The sequence below is a fragment of the Muriicola sp. SD30 genome (assembly GCF_041205185.1).
GTDB lineage: Bacteria > Bacteroidota > Bacteroidia > Flavobacteriales > Flavobacteriaceae > Muriicola.
This window is the reverse complement of record NZ_JBGEWB010000001.1, coordinates 862,638-885,552: the sequence shown is the minus strand read 5'-3', so window position 1 is coordinate 885,552 and position 22,915 is coordinate 862,638. Positions and strand designations below refer to the sequence as shown.

Below are 22,915 nucleotides of genomic sequence, written 5' to 3'. Positions count from 1 at the left end.
TAAAAAAAAATTGTAGATTTGTTGGAACCGCTAAATTTAACTAATTCGAGTTCTAATGAAAACCATTCTGCAAATAGTACTTTGGATCGCCTGTATTGTTTTAGGTTACTTGATCTATCGATCAGTTACCGGACCTATTGAGTTTAAAAAAGTAAAACAGGAACGTTTTAGTAAGGTAATTTCTGTGATGAAAGATATCCGAAATTCCCAGGAAGCTTATAAAACGGTTAATGGAAAATTTGCTAATGATTTTAAAAGCCTGATTTCATTTGTAGATACCGGTAAATACACCATTACCCAGCAACGTGATTCATCTTATATGGAGTTCGATAAAACATACGGAATTGATCTCCTCCAGGAAGTGACTATCATAGACACCTTAGGATTTGTTTCTGTTAAGGATTCACTCTTTAAAGGCGATGATCGATATAAATCTATGATGTCTGTTCCTTATGCTCAGGAGGGAGAACAGTTTGAAATGAAAGCCGATATTATCGATAAAAGCGGTTATAGAGCTCCTGTATTCGAAGTTAAGGTTAAAAAAGATATCATACTCTACGATCAGCCTAAGGACCTCCTCACAAGAGAAAACGCTCAAATTAGCGTGGAAGAAGTAAATGGATCGGAGATCAAAGTTGGTTCACTTACCGAGGTAAGTACTAACGGAAACTGGCCCCCTATTTATGACAAAAAAGGAGACCAATAGCGAGGCTATTAACGATATAATTCTAGAAGATTATTATAAGTTGTCCATTCAGGTGAGCCTGAATGGACTTTCTTTTTGCATTCTCGACTCCATTGGCAAAAAGATTATAAGATCAGAATCCTACAGGTTCCGCTCCAGGCTTAATCCTTTTGAAGCCCAGAAAGAACTAAAGGCGTTTATTAAGACACAGGCAATTACCGACTATTCATTTTCAGAGGTTATTGCAGTGCACAGAAATGATTTGTTCAGCCTTGTCCCCAAAGTACTGTTCGATTCCGGTGAATTGCCCAACTACCTGAAGTACAATGCCAAAATTCTGGCAAATGACCTCCTCGAATACGATGAAATCCCCTCTTTTGATTTGGTAAACGTTTATGTGCCCTTTGTCAACATCAATAATGATATATATGACCTCTTTGGGGATTTTGAATTTAAACATCACGCAACGGTCCTGATTGAATCCCTTCTCGCGAGCAGCAGCTCTGGAAATGAACCCGTTTGCTATGTCTATGTTAGCCCCGAGGAATTTGATCTGATCATCGTCCGAAATAAAAAGCTTTTGTTGTTTAACAATTTTACCTACAAAACTCCGGAAGACTTTCTTTACTACCTCATGTTTTCATTGGAACAACTCGGATTTGATACCAACGAGATTAAACTCAGACTTTTTGGGGCGATTGAAGAAGGAGATGCCGTATTTGAATTGTGCCAGGAATACATTCAAAACTTTTCCATCTATATTCCCGATATACCTGATGGCCTGTCCTATGAAGGGCCCAAACCTGCAGATAATTATCTGGTCATAAATGCCCTGTAAATGAGAATCATTTCGGGAACCCACAAAGGGAGGCGAATTACCCCTCCAAAGAATCTGCCTGTAAGACCTACTACGGATATGGCAAAAGAGGCCCTGTTCAATATTCTCACCAACAACTATTACTTTGAAGACATAAAAGTCCTCGATCTTTTTGCCGGAACAGGCAATATGAGCTTCGAGTTTGCTTCCAGGGGTTGTAAGGAAGTCACCAGTGTGGATACACATTCCGGATGTATTAGCTTTATTGCAAGTAAATCAGAAGAGTGGGAATTCTCAATAGCAACCAAACGAGTGGATGTATTTAAATTTCTCGAAAAAACCCGGGAAAAGTACGATCTGATTTTTGCCGACCCGCCCTATAATATTTCGGCAGATGAATTCGGTTTGATTCATCACATTGTCTTTGAACGGGACTTGCTTTTAGCTGATGGGTCGCTGGTTATTGAGCATGCTAAAAAGACAGACCTGTCGCATCTTGCACACTTTTCTTCGGTCAGGAAATACGGGAATAGCAGCTTTAGCTTCTTTAAAAAGGAAATATAAAAAGCAGATCATAAGCCGGATTCTGTTCCCTTAAGGGTCCTTATCATTTATCTGGATGTTTGGTTACCCAAACATTCTAGCCGCCTACCCTTCAGCTCGGACGTGCAGCCCTCAATCGCTGATATACATGGCGTTTCACCGCATAGAGTTTACATGATTTCACTACAGCTTAACCTGTACATACTTTCTGTTGCACTTGTCCTATCCTGCTTTCACAAGACGACGGGTGTTACCCGCTATGCCGCACTAAGGTGTCCGGACTTTCCTCCTCCCGCTATTGCGGAAAGCGATAAGGTGATCTGCTTCCTGCAAAGGTAGTCAATTGTTGATAAAAAGTAGGTAATCAGCATGAAAAGCCGGGTGCTAACCGCCAGCTATTTTTATATTTGTAGAGAGGGCATGTGCCCTTGCAGCATTTTATTATCCATGGAACCATTTATTGTCTCTGCCAGGAAGTACAGACCCCAGACTTTCAAAGATGTCGTTGGGCAGGAAGCTATTACCAATACACTTACCAACGCCATTGAAAATAATCACCTGGCGCAGGCTTTGTTGTTTTGCGGTCCCAGAGGTGTAGGTAAAACTACTTGTGCGCGTATTCTTGCCAAGCAGATCAACAGGGATGGTTCCGAAAGAGAAGACGAGGACTTTGCCTTTAATATTTTTGAACTCGATGCTGCATCCAATAATTCTGTGGATGACATCAGAAACCTCATAGACCAGGTGCGTATTCCTCCTCAGGTAGGGAAATACAAAGTATATATCATTGATGAGGTTCACATGCTTTCCCAGTCGGCTTTTAACGCTTTTCTAAAGACCCTGGAAGAACCACCCAAACACGCCATTTTTATTTTGGCCACAACTGAGAAGCACAAGATCATCCCAACTATTCTCTCACGCTGCCAGATTTTTGATTTTAAGCGCATTACGGTAACTGATGCTGCAAATTATCTCAAGTATATCTCAGAACAGCAAGGAGTGGTTGCAGAGGATGATGCCTTGCATATCATCGCGCAAAAAGCAGATGGTGCACTTCGGGACGCACTGTCTATTTTTGACCGGGTAGTAAGTTTTTCAGGAAAAGAATTAACCAGGAAGGCGGTCACTGAGAATTTAAATGTCCTCGATTACGACACTTATTTTAAAGTCACCAAGCTTATTCTCGAAAACGACATTCCGGGATTATTGCTGCTGTTTAATAAAATTCTTGCCCAGGGATTTGAGGGCCACCACTTCATAATAGGTCTGGCATCACATTTCCGTGACCTGATGGTATGCAGACATGAAGATACCATAGAACTGTTGGAAGTAGGAGATCATGCCAAGCAACTCTACCTGGAACAATCCAAAAAGACTTCGAGGGAATTCCTGCTGAAGGCTCTCGAACTTACAAACGAAACGGACCTTAAGTACAAAAGCAGTAAAAATGCCCGACTCCTCGTTGAGCTTACCCTGATGAAACTGGCATCTCTTTCGTTTTCAGGTGAAAAAAAAAATCCTGACAACAAGCACAACAACATCCTCCCACTAAATGCCCTGATTCCGGCTTCGTATTACCGCCTTTTGGCAAAACAGGAAGGACAAAAGCCTGTAAACCCGGAACTCACAACAACTTCCCCCCAACCGAAAGCGGATGTAAATACAAATGGGCAGGAAGCTGAAGCAACCGTCACAGAACCTGAGGTAGAAGAAGTAAAAATCGTGGAAGAAGCCTTTAATCATGATCAGGCTGTTGTATCAGAACCCCTGCGTAAGATAGAAATTAAGAGTCCGCCCAAACGCGTATCCGGTCTTTCCCTTTCCAGTATCAAGGCGAAGAAAAAACACGAACTCAATAAGATTGAAGTCACCTATGACGAAGATTCACTGCCTAATGACCCCTTTACTCTTGAGGATCTAAGGAAACACTGGCATGATTACGTGCAAAAAATTGACGATGAAGGAAAAAAAATACTAGCGAGCAACCTGAGCTCTGATCTCCCTAAAATTAAGGATAATACTATCTCTATAGAATTACCAAACGATACTATGAAAAAGGAGGTGGAAAGAGAGCAATCCTCCCTTATGAACTACCTCAAAGCCTCTCTTAACAATCATTATCTCCAGCTCTCTATCAGTGTCAACGAGGAAACCATTAGAAAATACGCCTTTACACCGGAAGAGAAATATGAAAAACTACGAGAAAAAAATCCTGCCATAGATCTTTTACGAAAGACTTTCGACCTCGATCTATAATGTCTATTGGAAAGGTTGAAGGACCCTGATAGTTTTATTCCCCCTCATTTTTATTAATTTTATCAGCTAGTAAATCAGATTAAATACAGCAATGCTCGGACTTAAATTACCTACAGACCCCAGGTGGGTTAACATTGTGGAAATGAATATCGATGAGATCCTCACAGACCACGCCTATTGCGAGCAGAAGGCAGCAAGTACCGCAATTTCACTCATCGTTACTTTTCCGGAATACCCGGAATTAATAAATGAAATGATCGCCTTATCAAGGGAAGAGATGGGGCATTTTAAAATGGTGCATGAACGTATCCTGGCCAGAGGTAAGACGCTGGGAAAATACCGGAAAGATGAATATGCCATTGCCTTGCAAAAGTTTTTTCCAAAAGGGGGTTCGAGGACAACACAATTAGTACACAGATTACTTTACGCCGCTCTTATTGAGGCTAGAAGTTGTGAACGCTTTAGGCTGTTATCTGAACAATTGAAGGATAAGGAATTAGCGGAATTCTACCGCTCTCTGATGGAAAGCGAGGCCGGACACTATACTTTATTTCTGAATTTTGCGCGTAAGTATGGCGATCGGAAAGAAGTGGATGCCAAATGGAATGCACTCCTCGAATACGAAGCTACCATTATGAAAGATCTCGGAACCAGGGAAACCATCCATGGATGATGCTTACACCTCATTCAGCCTGTAGGTCCAATGCATACTGAGAAGTTCCAACTTCAGATTCAGCCATTTTGCCACCTTTTCCATTATTCAACAGATGACGGGAGGTGTTGTTTTTTCTTTTCAGTGAGCTTGTTTTGGTAATAATCATAAAGGGCAAACTGGGATCTTAAGCTGGGCTTGTTATTCCTTACATAGGCATTGTCCTGTTCTTCATTAAATTTTCGGGCTTTCACATTATCCTGCCAGCAGATCTCAAAAGTATCTATGAGTTCTTTTTTAATTTCCGGATCGTAAACAGGGCATCCAACTTCTACCCTATTCTCAATATTCCTTGTCATCCAGTCGGCTGATGAAATATAAATTTTTGGGTCTCCCCCATTGGAAAAGATAAAAAGTCGAGGATGTTCCAGAAATTTATCTACAATACTGATTGCTTCTATATTTTCACTCATCCCCTTTATCCCCGGAATGAGGCAGCAAATTCCTCTGACAATCATTTTTACTTTTACCCCGGCCCTACTCGCTTCGTACAATTTATCGACCATATTATACGAGGTAAGACTATTCATCTTTATCTTGATATAGGCCTCTTTTCCCTGTTTAACGTTTTCTATCTCATTATCAATGAGTTTTTTAAATACACTTTTGGTGTAGTGGGGGGAAACAATCAGGTGTTTGTACTTATTGATTTTGTAGCTGGTTTCGAAGAAATCGAAAACCATATTCAGCTCTTTCAGGATTTTATCGTTGGCTGTAAACAGGGTATAATCAGTATAAATTCTTCCAGTGGTCTCGTTGAAATTACCTGTACTGACCAGTCCGTATCTCCTGATCCCATCCTGTTCTTCCCGCTCAATAAGACAGATCTTACTGTGTACTTTTAAGCCCGGCACCCCGAAGATAAGTTTTACCCCTTCCTCCTGCAGCTGTTCGGCATAGCCGATGTTGGCCGTCTCGTCAAACCGGGCTCTGAGCTCTATTTGCACAGTTACCTGCTTTCCGTTTTTGGCCGCATTGATCAGGGAAGAAACTACCTGGGAATTATCAGCGAGGCGATAGACCGTGATTTTGATGGCTTTCACCTTGGGATCGAGCGCCGCTTCCCGAAGAAAGCGAATGATATATGAAAATTTGTGATAAGGGGTGTATTGTAGAAAATCCTTTTCAGCGATCTGATCGAGAAAACTCCCTTCCAGGTCGATTCCCTTTATTGCAAGAGGTTTGATCTTTTTGTACATGAGATCTTCCTTGCCAAGACTCGGAAAGCTCATATAATCTCTTCTATTGTGATACCTGCCACCCGGAATGACACTATCAGTATCGGTGATCCCCATCTTTTCAGTCAGAAACCTAAGTGTATCTTCCTCAATACTCTTGTCATAGACGAATCGAACCGGATCGCTTATTTTTCGGTTATCCACACTGGAGGATATTTTTTCAATAAAACTTTTACTGAGATCGTTGTCGATATCGAGTTCTGCATCGCGGGTAATTTTAATCATGTGTGCCGATATAGAAGCGTAATCGAACATCGAGAAAATGCTTTTCAGGCAGTAGCGGATAAGATCATCCAGAATGATGATATAATGTTTGTCACCTTCCTTTGGTAAGACTACAAATCTGTCGATCCCCTTTGGGATTTCTATAAGGGCAAAACTGATGTCGTTTTCATGATGTCCTGCCTCGGTTTTATGATCAGAATTAAGGATCATTTTAATGGCCAGATACGCAGCACTGTCCTTGAGCATCGGAAAGGAGGCAAGGTCATTGAGAATAATGGTCATAAGTTGCGGACTTACTTTCTCCTGGAAATAAGTCTTCAAGAATTTAGATTGCTCTTCGGTTACCTCTTCCTCGTTGATCAGAAAAATATTTTCCCCTTCCAGCTCTTTTTCAATGTCATTGTGGATTTCAAGGCTGCGGGTCTGTTGTTTAATTACAATTTTCGTGATCTCTTCCAGCAGATCCTTGGCCACTTCTCCGCCGAGGACACTCTTTCCTGATTTTCCGGCCTCCACGATACGCTTTACTGTGGCATATCGAACCTTAAAAAATTCATCCAGGTTATTTGAAAAAATCCCTAAGAACCGGAGTCGCTCAATCAGAGGAACATTAGGATCGGCACTTTCCTGCAGCACACGGTCATTAAATTTTAACCAGCTGATTTCTCTGTTGATATATCTGTTTTTGTTCTTAATCATAGACTAAGCTCTTTGGGGATCACAACTCTTTCGGTTTTGCCGCGTTTTATGTCTTTCCACTGCCTGATATTAAAAGAAAGATGAACAAGACCGGTGGTCGGGACGTTATCGATATGAACATCCCCTAATTCATTAACGACTTCAGTAAAAGCGTGATTGTGTCCAAAAATCATGATCTTATCCTGTGAATCCGGCAGATCTCTTAGAAAGTCGAGCAATTCGTTACCTGAAAATACATACAGTCCATCTGCAAGTGAGAATTTCTGATATGGAATTTTCATGACCCTGAGAAAAATAACACAGGTATGTAGCGCACGGATGGCCGGGCTGGAATATACTATATTAGGCTTAACTGAAAAAGCACCGAAATGACGTGATACTTTATGTGCGTCTTTCACGCCTCTTTCCTTCAAAGGTCTGTCACGGTCTTCTACTCCTAAATCCCAGGAGGACTTGCCATGTCTGACCATTATTAAATGTTTCATAGTTGTGTGTATAAAGATTATGACAAGCTCAATAAAATAAGTACAGGCCTTGCTGCTAAGGAGCCAGCCTTTCTAATTTCCAGCTGTAATCCTCTTGCAGCGTATACCGCAAACGATCGTGAAGGCGATTGGGTCTTCCCTGCCAGAATTCCACTGACACCGGCGACACCAGATACCCTCCCCAATATTCAGGCCGGGGTATCTCGCCCTGTTCGTATTTTTTTTCGAGTTCTTTTAGTTTCTCCTCCAGAACATCACGTGAAGGAATCACTTCACTTTGTTCAGAAACTATTGCACCTAATTTACTCCCTGTGGGTCTGGATTCAAAATATCCATCCGACATATTTTCAGGTATCTTCTGAGCAGTTCCCTTGATGATCACCTGCCGTTCCATTCCGGGCCAGAAAAACGAAAGACAAAGCCTGGGGTTTTTTTCAATTGCCTTCCCTTTTTCACTTAAATAATTAGTGTAAAAAATAAAACCCTCATAGGTATACCTTTTAAGAAGCACGACCCTGCTTTTGGGAAATCCGTCTAATCCCAGGGTGGAGACCGTCATGGCATTGGGCTCATCGGAAGTTCCCGATTTTTCAATTTCGTGAAACCACTTCTGAAAAAGTTCCAGGGGGTTATCCGATACGGTAGTTTCATGCAGGGCACTTTTTTGATAGGCTTTGCGGTAATCGCCTAAGTCTTTTTCCATATCTGAACCCTTACTTTCCATAGGTAACAAAGTTGGTGAAATCTTTGCAAAAAGGGAAATTAAGACCTCTTTTTCAATCTATATCTCAAGTACTTTTCCATCTTCCGCCAGATCTACCTCAGTAAAAATTACCGAAGCTTCATCCAGGAATGACTTCTTCTGTTTGTATCGGGTTGAGAAATGCCCCAACAGTAAACGCTTTACCCCAGCTTCTTTGGCAATTTTGGCTGCCTCCAGAGCCGTTGAATGCTTTGTTTTAGCTGCGAGATGAGCTTCCTTGGACAGGAAGGTAGATTCGTGGTAAAGGAGATCTGCACCGTGTATCAAAGGAACAATAGAAAGATCAAAAGCTGTATCGCTGCAGTAGGCATATGATTTGGGTAAAGGTGGATCAAAGGTTAGGAGGGTATTTGAAATCACTTCTCCGGAATCAAGCCGAACGTCTTTCCCGTTTTTAATATTCTTAAAAAAAGCCTTGTCTACCTTGTATTTGGCAACGGCTTCAATATTCAGTGTTCTTTCCTTGGTCTTTTCTGAGAAAAGAAATCCATTTGTATAAACTCTGTGGTTGAGGGGAATGGTCCTTACTTCAACTTTCTCATTTTCAAAGATCAATTCCGAAAAACTCTCCTTTAATTCGTGAAAAATCAAGGGATAATTGGTCCTGGAATTACCCAGCTTAAGAATAGAAATAATAACTTCTTTTAAACCTGATGGTCCGTAAACATGTAATTCCTTCTCCCTACCAAGCAGCTGAAAGGTTGAAAGTAACCCGGGTAAGCCAAAAAAATGATCCCCGTGAAGGTGAGAGATAAAAATATGGTTGATCCTGGCAAACTTTATCTTCTGTTTTCTCAATTGTACCTGGGTACCTTCCCCACAATCGATCAGAAAAATATGATTTCGGATATCCAGGACCTGGGAAGTAGGATTGCCTTTTAAGGAGGGCGTTGCCGCATGACACCCTAGGATGTGGAGTTTCATAAACGAATTGACTTGTTAGTCAGGTATTTCTCGGCGTCATTCGCGCTGAATGAGGAACGGAAGCTAAAGGCCAGAGGAGTTTCTCCCATTTTATTAAGGTAATCAAGGTGCCTCTTGGCTTCCTGCAAGGTGATTTCACTTTCCTTAGTATAAAAACATACCATATGAGCTGAATTCAACTTCTCAAACCATTCGTTCTTTCGTTTGTAGATTTCCACATGTGGGCTGTGATAGGTAAATTCCATTAAAGCTTCCCGTGATTCCCATATCGACATATTCACAACCAGTGCCGGGTCACCAAATACCTCAGCAGCATCACTCTGGGGTTCCTCTACCCATCTCCAGATAAAACCGGGACTCTTTTCAGCTATGGCGTTGATTTGGTTTGTATTATTAACAAAATCGGCCATCCTGGGGTCCTCTAAGGGATACCTGGCTTTAGCTATATTGACTTGTGCAAAGTGATAATTCATCCATCAAAGATCAAGGTCCCTTTCAATATCCTCCATCTCTATAATATCCCGAGCTTCCTGTATGGTGGGCGCCAGGCTAATTTCTTCGGGTACATCATCGTAATCAAGTTTGTCTGTAACCAGGACAAAAGATTTCCCTGATTTCTTATGAAGTCTGGAAATTTCCAGAAATTCGAGAATATCATTTGAGGTGAGTTTATCAAATGAAAAAAGATTCACCACGATATGATCATTTTTTATTTTCTCATAGGCCTTGCTGAGATTTTCTACAAAGGCCGGCAGGCTTATGTCCTCCTGATAAACAATGGTCCGGTTACCTTCCTTATCAAAAATCATATGCTGTTAATTTAACTGGGAAGCTAATAAATAAATCACTGCCATGCGAATGGCCACCCCATTTTCAACCTGATGCAGGATGATCGACTGGGATGAATCTGCAACATCACTGGTGATCTCAACTCCCCTGTTGATGGGTCCGGGGTGCATGATTACAATTTCCTTATCCAGACTCTCAAGAATTTCTTTGTTGATACCGTATTGTTGGGTGTATTCACGTGTAGTTGGGAAGTAACTTATCTCCATCCGCTCGTTTTGTACCCTGAGCATATTGGCGACATCACACCAGGCAAGTGCTTTTCTCAAATCGGGCTCCACTTCCACCCCAAGACTTTCTATGTGTTTGGGAATTAAGGTCTTGGGGCCACATACCTTAACTTTGGCTCCTTGTAGTTTCAGGGCAAAGATATTGGAAAGTGCTACCCTTGAATGTAATATGTCTCCTACTATGATCACCTTCTTCCCTGCTACATCCCCTAATTTTTCACGTATCGAGTAGGAATCAAGTAAGGCCTGAGTGGGATGTTCATGGGCTCCGTCACCTGCATTGATGATAGAGGCGTTTACATGCTTGGACAGAAAAATACCAGCTCCCGGATTGGGATGCCGCATCACCACCATGTCTACCTTCATAGACAGGATATTGTTTACGGTATCAATCAGCGTTTCTCCTTTTTTAACGGAAGACTGGGAAGCAGAGAAATTCAACACATCGGCAGACAAACGTTTTTCTGCCAGTTCGAAACTTAGTTTGGTCCTTGTACTATTCTCAAAAAATATATTTGCGATGGTGATATCTCGGAGGGAAGGGACCTTCTTTATCGATCGGTTAATCACTTCCTTAAACTGGTCTGCGGTCTCAAATATTAACTGGATATCCTTTTCGTTCAGATATTTTATTCCCAGTAAATGTTTAACGCTTAATGCCGGCATTCGCTTATCTGTTTACTAAATAGACCACATCTTTCCCCTCATTCTCCTTCCAGAGCACTTTTACCTTCTCCTGGTTGATGGCATCCACCTGCCTGCCCCTGTAATTAGGTTGTATGGGAAGGTGTCTGCTAAATCTTCTGTCAATTAAAGTAAGTAATTCAATCTCACTGGGCCTGCCAAAAGACTGTATTGCCGTTAGTGCTGCCCTGATACTTCTCCCCGTATACAATACATCATCAATAAGGACCACCTTTTTTCCTTCAACGAGAAAATCTACACTGGTGGTACTCGCTTCCAGGGGTTTTTCTCCCCTGCGAAAATCGTCGCGAAAAAAAGTGATGTCGAGTAATCCTAACTTGATTTCCTTTACCTCGTATTCGTCTTTGAGAAGTTTAGCCAGTCGATTGGCAAGAAAGCTACCCCTGGGTTGTATCCCAATCAGTACAGTATCGGTAAAATCAAGGTGGTTTTCCAAAAGCTGGCACGCAAGACGATGTAAAATAATTTGGATTTCTTTTGAGGAAAGAAGTACTTTTTGACTCATGGTTTGCGCTACCAACATATTCGAAAGCAAAAATAGCGATTTCTAACCAATAATTGCGGGGCCATTTTATGATCGTTCTCAAATCCTGTTCCCGAGACAAAAGGGCAAAAAAATACCCCGACTTGCCTGTCGGGGTATATTCTATAACTCAAGTTAGATATCATGGAAATCTACTATTACTTTTTCCCTTCCATTTTATCTTTTAACGCCTGTAATTGTTCGTTGGCGTCCCCAAGTGTGGGTTTCGATTCATCAGCCTGAGTTGCTGCTTTTTTACGTGCCGCTTTTACGTTACGTTGCTCTTCTTCACGGAAAATTGCAGTATGGCTGGCCACTACTCTTTTGAATTCTTTGTTGAACTCAATGATCTTGAATTCGGCTTCTTCGCCTTTGCCCAGCTTTTTGCCATCTTCTTTCTCCATATGCCTCTGTGGAACGAAAGCCGTAATGTCCTTGTTAAAGTCGATCACTGCACCCTTGTCTACGATTTCAGTAATCGCCGACTTGTGAACTGTGCCCACGGCAAATTCCTTTTCGTATTTATCCCAGGGGTTGTCAGTGGTTTGCTTATGGCCAAGGCTTAACTTACGTCCTTCCACGTCCAATTCGAGCACTTCCACTTCAAGAGTATCTCCAACAGTTACAAATTCTGAAGGATGTTTTATCTTCTTAGTCCAGGACAGGTCAGAAATATAAATCAACCCATCAATTCCTTCTTCTAACTCAACGAATACACCAAAGTTGGTAAAATTCCTGACGATTCCTTTATGTCTTGATCCAACAGGATATTTAGAAGTGATATCGGTCCATGGGTCTGGCGTCAGTTGCTTGATCCCTAGCGACATTTTTCTGTCTTCTCTGTCGAGCGTAAGAACTACTGCTTCCAGTTCATCTCCTACTTTTACGAAATCCTGAGCCGATCTAAGGTGTGTGGACCATGACATTTCAGAAACGTGGATAAGTCCTTCTACTCCTTCAGCAACCTCCAGGAAGGCACCGTAATCAGCAATTACTACTACTTTTCCTTTTACCTTGTCTCCAACTTTGAATTCATCTCCAAGGGCATCCCATGGGTGTTTTTCCAGCTGTTTTAAACCTAATTGGATTCTCGACTTATTATCATCGAAATCGAGAATTACCACATTGAGCTTCTGATCCAGATCTACCACCTCGTTTGGATGGTTGATCCTGCTCCATGACAGGTCGGTAATATGTATCAGTCCATCTACCCCTCCAAGGTCGATAAAGACTCCGTATGAAGTGATGTTTTTCACAACACCTTCAAGGACCTGACCTTTTTCAAGCTGACTGATAATTTCTTTCTTCTGTTCTTCGATATCCGCTTCAATAAGTGCTTTGTGAGATACTACCACGTTCTTGAATTCGTGGTTGATCTTCACCACTTTGAATTCCATGGTCTTCCCAACGTACTGATCGTAATCCCTTATGGGTTTCACATCGATCTGAGAACCTGGCAGGAACGCCTCGATTCCAAAAACATCCACGATCATTCCACCTTTGGTTCTGCATTTTACAAAACCGGTAACTACTTCTTCTTTATCATGGGCAGCGTTAACCCTATCCCATGCCTTTATCGTACGCGCTTTTCTGTGTGAAAGTACGAGCTGTCCGCTTTTATCTTCGCGGATATCAATAAGTACTTCTACTTTGTCACCAATCTTAAGGCCGGGATTGTAACGAAATTCATTGAGGGAAATGACTCCTTCAGACTTGGCATTGATGTCAATAATCGCCTCTCTGTCTGTAAGGTGTGTTACAGTTCCTTCTACAACCTCTTCATCAGCTGTATCAACGAAATTCTCTGCTACTAATTTTTCAAATTCCTCTAATTTGGAATCATCTACTCGCTCAATTCCTTCTTCATACTTGTCCCAGTCAAAATTCTTAAGGAACTCCTTAGGATCTTGCTTGGGGGTTTCTACCTTTTCTTCCTGAACGACCTCAGCTACCTGAGTTTCTTCTGTTGTTGTTGTTTTCTTGTCAGCCATTTGCTGATTTTAATTTGTATCCCATAAACCTCTAAGAGTAAGACAACGTCTATGGAAGGTGTTTTTCTTTTGTTTTTTTGTCCCTTTTCCTCTTAAATACTTGCCAAAAAGGTGTGCAAAAGTACAATTTAAATCTTGTTTTAACAACCTTAATATCAGACCACAATAAAAATATTAACAATTTATTCCGTTCGTCCCGGTATCTTTCCAGTTTTTGTATCTTTCAGATCATTATTAAAACCTATTAAATAGTAAACAATGAGCGTAAAAGAAAAGTACCAGGGAGTTCTTTCTCTAGGGGAAAAATTAGGGATCGCAGACGGGAAAGTTAGCGAGGAAAATGGAGTGTTAAAGGTGAAAGGACAGGCCAAAACACAGTACGAAAAAAACCTCTTGTGGGATAAGATCAAAGAAATTGGTGGTCAAAGTCCTTCCGACATCAAGGCGAACATCACTGTTGCGGATGATAGCGTTTATCACCGACACGTTGTTAAAAGTGGTGAGTCCCTAAGTAAGATAGCTAAGCATTATTACGGTGATCCGATGAAGTATAAGCAGATTTTCTCTGCCAACACTGATATCCTTAAAAATCCAGATATGATCCATCCCGATCAGGTACTGGTGATTCCCAACCTATAATAACTGTAAAAGGCGCTTTTAAGCGCCTTTTTTATTTTTCTGAATCTTGTGCTCAGCAAGTGCCAAAGCACGTTCAAACTGTTCCTTCTGGTTCATAGAAGAGTTGTCTATGACTACAGCATCTTCAGCTTGTTTCAGGGGAGAGACTTTCCGGTGTGAATCGATGTAATCACGGGCCTGAACATTCTCTAGTACTTCTTCAAAACTTATCTCCTCCCCCCTGTCGAGCAACTCCTTGTAACGCCTTGTTGCTCTGATATCAGGTGATGCTGTCATAAAAATCTTTAACTCGGCCTGCGGGAAAACCACGGTTCCAATATCACGGCCATCCATGACCAGACCTTTATTTTCTCCCATTACCTTTTGCAGAGCCACCATTTTTTCACGCACCTCCGGAACTACAGAAACCTGACTCACATATTGAGATACTTCAAGGGTTCTGATGTCCTTTTCCACGTTTCTTCCATTGAGAAACATCTCAGAAAACCCCAGCGTTGGGTTGTATTTAAATTTTAGTTCTATTCCTGAAAGAGCCTCCAACAGAGCCTGCTTTTTAAATCCTGCAGGGCCTATGCATCCACTTTCAATTGCAAAAAGAGTGATTGCGCGGTACATCGCACCCGTATCCACATAAACATAATCCAGGGCCTTTGCCAGCTGTTTCGCCATAGTGCTCTTCCCTGTGGAAGAATACCCGTCAATGGCGATGATTATTTTATTCATATCCCAAAAATAAGCAGAATGGGGAAACTGACTATCGGCGATGTCAATTTCCTTTTTGAATCATTCTGATGCTCTTCTAAAGTTTTTTGGCGTTCCTTACCTTTTGATCCGTAATGGCCAGGTCAATCACCTCACTCATGTCGGTAACATAATGGAACCTGAGTCCTTTCAGGTATTCGGGTTTAATCTCCAAAATATCCTTCCTGTTATCCTCACACAAGATGATATCCTTGATCCGGGCTCTTTTTGCCGCCAGGATTTTTTCTTTTATTCCCCCCACCGGCAACACTTTGCCCCGCAGGGTGATTTCTCCTGTCATCGCGGTACTCTTCCTCACTTTTTTCTGGGTAAAAAGGGATACCAGTGAAGTTAGCATGGTAATTCCCGCACTGGGACCATCCTTGGGAGTAGCTCCTTCAGGAACATGGATATGCACATTGTAATTGTCGAATACATCAGGATTGATTCCAAAGCTGTCTGCATTAGATTTTATGTATTCCATGGCAATGGTAGCGGATTCCTTCATCACCTTCCCTAAATTCCCTGTAATATTTAGCTGTCCTTTCCCTTTGGATAAAATCGACTCGATAAACAAAATATCCCCCCCTACACTGGTCCATGCAAGACCGGTAACAACACCGGCTACTTCATTATTCTCGTATTTATCCCTCTCAAGACGGGGTGGACCCAGGACCTCCTCAACAACATCGTTGGTCACTTTTACCTGATAATCCTCTTCAATCGCGATAGATTTTGCCGCGTATCGGACCATTTTGGCAATCTGTTTTTCCAGGGTTCGAACTCCCGACTCACGGGTATATCCTTCTACGATTTTCTCCAGTTGTCTTTTCCCGATCCGCAAATCCTTAGCTGTAAGACCGTGTTCCTTCAGTTGTTTGGGTAAAAGATGCCTTTTGGCGATCTCAACTTTCTCTTCAATGGTGTACCCCGTTACATTGATAATCTCCATTCTGTCTCTCAACGCCGGTTGTATCGATGAAAGATTATTGGCCGTAGCTATAAACATTACCTTTGAAAGGTCGTACCCCATTTCCAGGAAATTGTCGTGGAATTCATTATTCTGCTCAGGATCGAGCACCTCCAGCATGGCCGAGGAAGGGTCGCCCTGGTAACTGCTTGATAATTTGTCGATCTCGTCGAGGATAAAGACGGGATTTGAAGTTCCGGCTTTTTTAATACTCTGGATAATCCTGCCCGGCATGGCTCCGATATACGTCTTTCTATGTCCTCTGATCTCGGCCTCATCTCGCAATCCACCCAGAGACATCCTTACGTACTGCCTGCCTAATGCCTCAGCAACCGATTTCCCAAGGGAGGTCTTCCCCACCCCCGGAGGTCCATATAGACAAAGAATGGGCGATTTCATGTCATTTCTGAGCTTTAATACGGCCAGATATTCTATGATTCGTCTTTTTACATCTTCCAGGCCATAATGGTCCCTGTCCAAGATCTTCTGTGCTCGTTTAAGGTCAAATTTATCTTTGGAGAATTCCTCCCATGGCAATTCCAGGAACAGATCCAGATAATTTCTTTGGATACTGTACTCTGCCACCTGGGGATTCATTCGCTGCATCTTAGCCAATTCTTTATCAAAATGTTCCCCTACTTTCTCTCCCCATTTCTTCTTCTTGGCTTTGATGCGCATTTCTTCAATCTCCTCATCATAAGAGGCCCCACCTAACTCTTCCTGTATGGTCTTCATTTGCTGATGCAGGAAGTATTCCCTTTGCTGCTGGTCTAAGTCACTTCTTACTTTCGACTGAATATCCTTTTGTAAGGCGAGTTTCTGAAGCTCCACGTTCAGGTGCTTAAGAGTAGCAAGGGCTCTTTCTTTTAGGTTCCCGATTTCCAGCAAGGCCTGTTTTTCCTTAACGCTAAGGTTTAGGTTTGATGAGACAAAATTGATGAGGAACGAATTGCTGTTTATATTCTTGATTGCAAACGAGGCCTCACTGGGAATATTCGGATTGTCCTGGATGATCTTTAGCGCAATGTCTTTAATCGATTCGATAATAGCCAGGAACTCCTCCCCCTCCTGATCTACATCATCATCTTTAACCTCTCTGATCGTAGCGGTCATATAAGGCTTCTCGGTAAGCACTTCTGCAATTTCAAAGCGCTTTTTCCCCTGAATAATCACCGTGGTATTACCATCTGGCATCTGGAGTACTCTCAGTATCCTTGCCACCGTTCCCAGGGTATTGATATCTTTTACCCCCGGATCTTCAGTTTCCTCATCTTTCTGCGATACCACCCCAATGGCTTTCGACCCTTTGTTGGCGTATTTGATAAGGCTAATGGATTTATCCCGTCCGGCAGTAATAGGTATTACGACTCCCGGAAATAAAACTGTATTTCTCAAAGGTAAAATCGGAAGGGTTTCGGGCAGTACTTCATTCCGCATCTCTTCTTCATCCTCCGGTGTTAAAAGTGGAATCAATTCCGATTCGTCGTTTATATCCTGTAACGACATATTGTCAAATTGTATAATTTTTGCGTCTCCCATAGTTATGTGAACCGTCATTCTGTCATTTACAGATGAACGATTTTTAGTTTCTATTGCAATTTTCTAATTCCTTCTCTCTAAAATCACTTGGTATACAGGCTTTTTCGAGTATAGAAGTCCTCTTTTATGGACAATTCCCATGCCAAGTATTTAAATTTTATTCAAAAACTGTAACAATGAGTAAATTGAGCTATCTATATAACAAATCGAATACTTTTTGAGCCAAGTAGGAGAACATACAGAATCCTTGTTGCAATTGTGTCTAAAGGGAAATCAACGGGCACAAATGGAAATTTACAACAGATATTATAAAGCGATGTACAATACGGCCTACAGGATAGTCAAAGACAGAGCAGAAGCAGAAGATATAATGCAGGAATCCTTCCTGAATGCATTTACCAAGCTTCATTCTTTTAAAGGGAATGTAGCCTTTGGAGCCTGGTTAAAAAGAATTGTCATCAACAAAAGCCTTGTGAGCTACCGGAACCGGAAAAAAAAGAATGAAGTATCCATCAATGATACACTGTACAAGGTCAGGGATAATGACGTAGCTGATGCGAATGATGTTGATACAGAACAGTTGGCTCAACAAGTTTTGACAGCAATGAAATCGCTGAAAGAAAACTACAGAGTTTCTCTGACCTTACATTTAATTGAAGGATATGATTATGAAGAGATCTGCGGATTGATGGATATCAGTTATGCAAATTGCCGGACCATCATCTCCAGAGCAAAAGAAAGTTTACGCAAGAAAATAGATCCCGTAAAATCATGAAAGACCACGATTTAGAAAGCTTATTTAAAAAAATTGTTCCGGAACTGGACATGGAAGAACCTATGGCTGGGCATCAGGCCCGGTTCCTGGATAAGCTAAATTCAGAAAATAAAAGTAAAACGGGCGGAGTATCCTGGTGGAAACCCCTGGCTATAGCCGCCTCAATCCTATTGATGTTTGGATTATTTCTGGGTAATTTCTCTCAGGTACTTACCCCAGACGCCACGCTGGCAGATATCGCCCCTGAAGTAACCAATACAGAAGTTTATTTCGCAGGAGTAATACAAGAGCAACTCAGCCTGCTTCAAAAAGAAGACACGCCTGAAGCCAAGAAACTCGTTGCGGATGCAATGAACCAACTGGCCTATCTGGAGGCAGATTACAACCAAATGAGAACCGATCTACTCCAAGGAGGTGATTACAAGATTATCCTCAGTGCGATGGTTCAGAATTTTCAAATGCGTATAGATCTTTTGGAAGATGTAATGCAAAAAGTAGAAACCGTTAAAAATCTTAAAGAACAAAATGATGAAAACTTTACTATCTAAGAAGTTATTTCTTTTCTTATGTGCCGTACCCCTGCTGGCAGGTGCCCATGGTGATCCGATGAAGGGTAAATACACCAAAGAAAAGACTATTAAAAAAGAGTATTCCGTCAATGCAGATGCCGTACTAAAAGTTTCAAATAGTTATGGAAATATTTCCCTGGCTTCCTGGAATGAAAATCGCATTGTGATCGATGTGGTGATCAAAACCAACGGCAACGATGAGGAAAAAGTGCAGGAGAAACTAGATGAGATTAGCGTGCAATTCGATGCCAGTCAGAGTATGGTTTCGGCAAAAACTATCTTTAATAAGGATAAAGGCTGGAACTGGAAATGGGGAAAGAAAGATCATGTTAGTATGCAAATCGACTATACCATCAAACTGCCAGTAAAAAACAGTATTCATCTAAGTAACGATTATGGGAACATCACTCTCGACCGGATTGACGGGTATGCCAAGATCAGTTGTGACTACGGCAGGCTGCAGATCGGGGAACTGAGGGGAAGAAATAATGACCTGAGTTTTGATTATACATCGAAGTCGTTTATCGGCTATATGAATAGTGGAAAGATCAATGCCGACTACTCTGGTTTTACCCTGGAAAAGGCAGGAGATCTATTGATCAGCGCTGATTATACGAACGCGAATATTGGAGAAATGGGAAATTTGCAATATTCTAATGATTATGGAAGTATTGAAGTAGAAAGTGTAGGTAATGTCATGGGGAATGGAGATTATGTCAATGTTCAGCTGGGCAAAGTTCACGGTAATGTGGATATCAATGCCGATTACGGAGGAATTAAAATTGAAGAAATGGCTGCTGATGCCGGTAATGTTCAATTAAGAACCGATTATACGGGAATTAAAATAGGCTATAATGCCAATTACAACTTCGATTTTGAGATCACTACCGAATACTCCGGTTTTAGCGGGAAGGAAGATCTTGAAATTTCCATCAGCAAAGAAAAAGGAAGTGACCGCTACTACAAGGGATATTACGGGAAGGAGAACAGCGGAAACCTGATTTCTATTACCAGTGAATACGGGAGTGTAGCATTAATAAAAAGATAATATAAAAACACAAAAAATGAAAAAAGTAGGAATTCTTAGCATCTTCCTTATCGTAGCAAACATGTCCTGTGCACAGTGGGGTAAGAAAGTAAAAGGGAACGGAGAGGTAGTCACAATTGAACGTATCACAGGAGACTATGACGGTGTCTCAGTAGGTGGTTGGTTTGATGTTGTACTCGTCTCAGGAAAAGAAGGTTCTGTAAGTCTGAAAGGAGAAGAGAACCTCCTGGAATACATCATCACTGAAGTAAAAGATGGAAAATTGGTTGTAAAAGTTGAAAAAGGAATCAACCTTCAGCCCTCTTCCTGGAAGTCGGGAGGTATCTCCGTGACTATCCCTGTTGAAGAGATCAGCTCCCTGAGTATGTCCGGGTCGGGAGATCTCGAAGGAAAAACTGTGTTAAAGGGAACCGACTTTAGCACAAGAATGTCTGGTTCAGGGGATATGGAAATTGAAGTGGAGGTTGACAATCTTGAGGTTACCGTATCAGGGTCAGGCGATATGGATCTGAGTGGCAATACCGATACTATGGAAGTACGGATATCGGGTTCCGGGGATGTACAGGCCTATGAGTTAGATGCCAATCACGTAAGTGCAACAGTATCAGGTTCTGCGAACATCAGGGTGACGGCCAATCAATCGCTCAAAGCCAGGGTTTCGGGATCGGGGGATATTTCCTATCGCGGAAATCCCGAGAAAATAGACAGTAAAACATCCGGATCCGGGGATATTTCGAAAGGATAGACACCCAACTAAAAATAACTTAATGAAAGGCCCCTTTAATCAGGGGCTTTTTTTATTTACCCTAAGGAGAAGAAATGCCCCAAGGATAAAGAATAAACCTAAAAAGATGGTCGCGTTACGCATACTTCCCGTGAACTGTGCTACCATTCCGTAGAGGAAGGTGCCTATAATGATTCCTATTTTCTCTGAGACATCATAAAAACTGAAGAATGATGCCGTATCCTTGGTATCAGGAAGAAATTTTGAATAGGTTGATCTCGACAGGGCCTGAATCCCTCCCATAACTACTCCCACGCAGCCAGCAGCAATATAAAACTCCGTCGGACTGCTCACATAGTAAGCATAAATACATATTCCTACCCAAAGGATATTGACCACCACAAGTGTTTTAATGTTTCCAAATAATTCTGAAGCCCTGGCAGTAAGGGTGGCTCCTATTACCGCAACCAGCTGAATCACAAGAATACTAACGATAAGTCCTATAGTCCTCTCCTCATCCGTGCCCCAGTTTACTTCTTCCTCCCCAAAATAAGCGGCAATAAGCATTACCGTTTGTACGGCCATACTATATACAAAAAAAGCCCCGAGGTAACGCTTTAATTTTCGTTCCCCGCCCAACTGTTGCCAAACGCCCCTGAGTTCTCTGAACCCATTTAAAATAATACGCTTTCGGGGACCGCTTCTTTTGTTGCCTTTTGGCAGATGATAAAAGGTATACTGACTAAAAAGTATCCACCAAATGCCTACAGAAGCAAAGGAGTAGCGCATGGCGAGTAGTTCTGCACCCTCACCCTGAATTCCAAAAGTGGCTGGCTTCATCACCATGGCAAGGTTTAATAATAAGAGGATTACACTCCCTATATATCCAAGAGAAAACCCCTTTGCGCTGATTCTGTCCTGTTGTTCGGGATAGGCAATATCGGGCAGGTAGGAGTTGTTGATTGCAAAACTTACCCAAAATCCTACCAGGCCAAAGAAATAGCAAATAAGACCGGCCTCAATGTGTTCCAGGGAGAACCAATACAGACCAATACAGGCAATTCCTCCCATATAGCAGAAAAATTGCATAAAGACTTTTTTATTCCCCAGATAATCAGCGATTCCAGAGATGAAAGGAGTAATAATCGCGATACAAACAAAGGCCAGGGAAGTAGTATAACTGATCAAAGGAGCTCTGGCGATTTCCCCGCCAAAAATGCTAATCTTTTCAATTCCCGCAATCCTGAATAACTGGCCGTAATAGATGGGGAATATCGCAGAGGCAATTACAAGGCTATAGACTGAATTCGCCCAGTCGTAAAAAGCCCAGGCATTGAGTAGTTTTTTATTCCCTTTTAAAAGGATCGTCCGGGCCATAGTATCTGTATAAGATCATTAAGGCATTAGCGATTCCTGTATAAAGTTTACAGGACGACTGTAATACCCTATTGAAAGCTGGTTACACCGTATTTTCTGGCTTCTTCTTTGGCCAGAGGTGCCCAGTTAGTAAGGTTGTTGATACGAGTATCATTGGAGGGATGGGTACTTAGAAATTCCGGAGGTGCCTGTCCGCCCGAATTCGCCTTCATCCGTTTCCATAATTCAGCAGCCTCATCCGGATTGTAACCAGCGATTGCCATGATTTGTAAACCTATTCGGTCTGCCTCTGTTTCATGACTCCGGCTGAAAGGAAGCATGACTCCCACTGTAGAGCCAATACCATACGCCTGATTGAAGATATTCCGTTTTTGTGGATCGTCTATGGCGATGTTCCCCGCAACCGCAATTCCCGCTTGTATCATCCCTGCACTCATCCTCTGAGCTCCGTGGTCTGCCAGGGCATGAGCAACTTCGTGCCCCATAACGACCGCGATTCCGGTCTCATCCTGACAAATCGGTAAAATACCCGTATAAAAAACAATTTTACCTCCAGGCATACACCAGGCATTGACCATCTCATTCTGTACCAGATTATATTCCCATTGGTAGTCTTGGAGATACCCCGGATACCCATTAGCAGTAAGCCAGCGTTCTGCGGCCTTGGCAATTCGTTGCCCCACAGTTGTAATTGTTTTGGCCTCACTGGTCCCTTCAACTACCTTGTTCTCCTTTAGAAACTGATCGTATTGGGCAAAGGCCGTAGGGAAAATTGAATTGTTCTGATAGAAGTTTAAGGTGCTCTTCCCGGTGAAAGGATTGGTCTTGCATCCCACTATTCCTAGAAACACGAAAACTATGAGGTATATCTTCCTTTTCATTTTTAAATTC

Annotated in this window: 23 protein-coding genes and 1 other RNA gene; 10 read left to right on the top strand and 14 right to left on the bottom strand. The window is 42.0% G+C overall.

What is annotated here, in order from left to right:
- Nucleotides 1–55: 55 nt before the first annotated feature.
- From AB8P51_RS04020 to AB8P51_RS04010, 3 genes are read left to right on the top strand one after another with little or no spacing between them, the layout of a single operon-like run.
- Nucleotides 56–706 carry a hypothetical protein gene (locus tag AB8P51_RS04020; RefSeq protein WP_369747469.1) on the top strand — a complete coding sequence of 217 codons (651 nt, stop codon included), beginning with the start codon at nucleotides 56–58 and terminating at the stop codon, nucleotides 704–706.
- Nucleotides 684–1,523: a DUF3822 family protein gene (locus tag AB8P51_RS04015; RefSeq protein WP_369747468.1), complete on the top strand. Its 840-nt coding sequence runs from the start codon at nucleotides 684–686 to the stop codon at nucleotides 1,521–1,523. Before AB8P51_RS04020 ends, AB8P51_RS04015 begins: the two co-directional genes overlap by 23 nt.
- Complete coding sequence (locus AB8P51_RS04010; RefSeq protein WP_369747467.1) at nucleotides 1,524–2,066, top strand: RsmD family RNA methyltransferase; 543 nt, start codon at nucleotides 1,524–1,526, stop codon at nucleotides 2,064–2,066. It begins immediately after the preceding gene.
- Here the strand turns inward: AB8P51_RS04010 and rnpB are convergent.
- An RNA gene (rnpB, locus tag AB8P51_RS04005) (RNase P RNA component class A) lies at nucleotides 2,063–2,372 on the bottom strand. The genes AB8P51_RS04010 and rnpB overlap by 4 nt on opposite strands.
- A gap of 120 nt (nucleotides 2,373–2,492) precedes the next feature.
- Between rnpB and AB8P51_RS04000 the strand changes: the two genes are divergently transcribed.
- Nucleotides 2,493–4,301 (top strand): DNA polymerase III subunit gamma/tau, encoded by a 1,809-nt coding sequence (locus AB8P51_RS04000; RefSeq protein WP_369747466.1) that lies wholly within the window; start codon nucleotides 2,493–2,495, stop codon nucleotides 4,299–4,301.
- 91 nt (nucleotides 4,302–4,392) lie between these two features.
- Nucleotides 4,393–4,974, top strand: a complete 582-nt coding sequence (locus AB8P51_RS03995; protein WP_369747465.1) for a tRNA-(ms[2]io[6]A)-hydroxylase — start codon at nucleotides 4,393–4,395, stop codon at nucleotides 4,972–4,974.
- Nucleotides 4,975–5,057: 83 nt separating this feature from the next.
- Here AB8P51_RS03995 and ppk1 read toward each other — a convergent pair whose 3' ends face one another.
- The 9 genes from ppk1 to rpsA form a co-directional block, all read right to left on the bottom strand.
- Nucleotides 5,058–7,175, bottom strand: a complete 2,118-nt coding sequence (gene ppk1 / locus AB8P51_RS03990) for a polyphosphate kinase 1 (protein WP_369747464.1) — start codon at nucleotides 7,173–7,175, stop codon at nucleotides 5,058–5,060.
- Nucleotides 7,172–7,660, bottom strand: a complete 489-nt coding sequence (locus AB8P51_RS03985) for a histidine phosphatase family protein (protein WP_369747463.1) — start codon at nucleotides 7,658–7,660, stop codon at nucleotides 7,172–7,174. The genes ppk1 and AB8P51_RS03985 overlap by 4 nt, the downstream gene beginning before the upstream one ends.
- A gap of 55 nt (nucleotides 7,661–7,715) precedes the next feature.
- Complete coding sequence (gene pdxH / locus AB8P51_RS03980) at nucleotides 7,716–8,363, bottom strand: pyridoxamine 5'-phosphate oxidase (RefSeq protein WP_369747696.1); 648 nt, start codon at nucleotides 8,361–8,363, stop codon at nucleotides 7,716–7,718.
- Between the two features lie 78 nt (nucleotides 8,364–8,441).
- Nucleotides 8,442–9,347, bottom strand: a complete 906-nt coding sequence (locus AB8P51_RS03975) for a ribonuclease Z (RefSeq protein WP_369747462.1) — start codon at nucleotides 9,345–9,347, stop codon at nucleotides 8,442–8,444.
- Nucleotides 9,344–9,820, bottom strand: coding sequence for a DUF3291 domain-containing protein (locus AB8P51_RS03970; RefSeq protein ID WP_369747461.1), 477 nt, complete (start codon nucleotides 9,818–9,820; stop codon nucleotides 9,344–9,346). Before AB8P51_RS03970 ends, AB8P51_RS03975 begins: the two co-directional genes overlap by 4 nt.
- Before the next feature lie 3 nt (nucleotides 9,821–9,823).
- Nucleotides 9,824–10,156 (bottom strand): ribonuclease Z, encoded by a 333-nt coding sequence (locus AB8P51_RS03965; protein ID WP_369747460.1) that lies wholly within the window; start codon nucleotides 10,154–10,156, stop codon nucleotides 9,824–9,826.
- A 6-nt stretch (nucleotides 10,157–10,162) separates the two neighbouring features.
- Nucleotides 10,163–11,089 (bottom strand): aspartate carbamoyltransferase catalytic subunit, encoded by a 927-nt coding sequence (locus AB8P51_RS03960; protein ID WP_369747459.1) that lies wholly within the window; start codon nucleotides 11,087–11,089, stop codon nucleotides 10,163–10,165.
- Nucleotides 11,090–11,093: 4 nt separating this feature from the next.
- Nucleotides 11,094–11,633, bottom strand: a complete 540-nt coding sequence (gene pyrR / locus AB8P51_RS03955) for a bifunctional pyr operon transcriptional regulator/uracil phosphoribosyltransferase PyrR (RefSeq protein WP_369747458.1) — start codon at nucleotides 11,631–11,633, stop codon at nucleotides 11,094–11,096.
- A 176-nt stretch (nucleotides 11,634–11,809) separates the two neighbouring features.
- Nucleotides 11,810–13,642, bottom strand: coding sequence for a 30S ribosomal protein S1 (rpsA, locus tag AB8P51_RS03950; RefSeq protein WP_369747457.1), 1,833 nt, complete (start codon nucleotides 13,640–13,642; stop codon nucleotides 11,810–11,812).
- Nucleotides 13,643–13,900: 258 nt separating this feature from the next.
- Between rpsA and AB8P51_RS03945 the strand changes: the two genes are divergently transcribed.
- Nucleotides 13,901–14,281 carry a LysM peptidoglycan-binding domain-containing protein gene (locus AB8P51_RS03945; RefSeq protein WP_369747456.1) on the top strand — a complete coding sequence of 127 codons (381 nt, stop codon included), beginning with the start codon at nucleotides 13,901–13,903 and terminating at the stop codon, nucleotides 14,279–14,281.
- Between the two features lie 18 nt (nucleotides 14,282–14,299).
- Here AB8P51_RS03945 and cmk read toward each other — a convergent pair whose 3' ends face one another.
- Together cmk and lon are read right to left on the bottom strand one after the other, a co-directional pair.
- On the bottom strand, nucleotides 14,300–15,004 hold the full coding sequence (cmk, locus tag AB8P51_RS03940; protein ID WP_369747455.1) for a (d)CMP kinase: 705 nt from the start codon (nucleotides 15,002–15,004) through the stop codon (nucleotides 14,300–14,302).
- Nucleotides 15,005–15,080: 76 nt separating this feature from the next.
- On the bottom strand, nucleotides 15,081–17,549 hold the full coding sequence (gene lon, locus AB8P51_RS03935) for an endopeptidase La (RefSeq protein ID WP_369747454.1): 2,469 nt from the start codon (nucleotides 17,547–17,549) through the stop codon (nucleotides 15,081–15,083).
- A gap of 199 nt (nucleotides 17,550–17,748) precedes the next feature.
- On the opposite strand from lon, the gene AB8P51_RS03930 reads away from it, so the two are divergent.
- Genes AB8P51_RS03930 through AB8P51_RS03915 form a run of 4 tightly spaced genes read left to right on the top strand, consistent with a single transcriptional unit; the run spans nucleotide 17,749 to nucleotide 20,668 of the window.
- Nucleotides 17,749–18,306 (top strand): RNA polymerase sigma factor, encoded by a 558-nt coding sequence (locus AB8P51_RS03930; RefSeq protein ID WP_369747453.1) that lies wholly within the window; start codon nucleotides 17,749–17,751, stop codon nucleotides 18,304–18,306.
- Nucleotides 18,303–18,854 (top strand): hypothetical protein, encoded by a 552-nt coding sequence (locus AB8P51_RS03925; RefSeq protein WP_369747452.1) that lies wholly within the window; start codon nucleotides 18,303–18,305, stop codon nucleotides 18,852–18,854. The genes AB8P51_RS03930 and AB8P51_RS03925 overlap by 4 nt, the downstream gene beginning before the upstream one ends.
- A complete protein-coding gene (locus AB8P51_RS03920; RefSeq protein ID WP_369747695.1) occupies nucleotides 18,835–19,923 on the top strand; it encodes a hypothetical protein in 1,089 nt (362 codons plus the stop codon). The genes AB8P51_RS03925 and AB8P51_RS03920 overlap by 20 nt, the downstream gene beginning before the upstream one ends.
- Before the next feature lie 16 nt (nucleotides 19,924–19,939).
- A complete protein-coding gene (locus AB8P51_RS03915; RefSeq protein WP_369747451.1) occupies nucleotides 19,940–20,668 on the top strand; it encodes a head GIN domain-containing protein in 729 nt (242 codons plus the stop codon).
- A gap of 39 nt (nucleotides 20,669–20,707) precedes the next feature.
- Here AB8P51_RS03915 and AB8P51_RS03910 read toward each other — a convergent pair whose 3' ends face one another.
- Together AB8P51_RS03910 and AB8P51_RS03905 are read right to left on the bottom strand one after the other, a co-directional pair.
- Complete coding sequence (locus AB8P51_RS03910) at nucleotides 20,708–22,024, bottom strand: MFS transporter (protein WP_369747450.1); 1,317 nt, start codon at nucleotides 22,022–22,024, stop codon at nucleotides 20,708–20,710.
- A 68-nt stretch (nucleotides 22,025–22,092) separates the two neighbouring features.
- Nucleotides 22,093–22,905 (bottom strand): M48 family metallopeptidase, encoded by an 813-nt coding sequence (locus tag AB8P51_RS03905; RefSeq protein WP_369747449.1) that lies wholly within the window; start codon nucleotides 22,903–22,905, stop codon nucleotides 22,093–22,095.
- Nucleotides 22,906–22,915 lie beyond the last annotated feature (10 nt).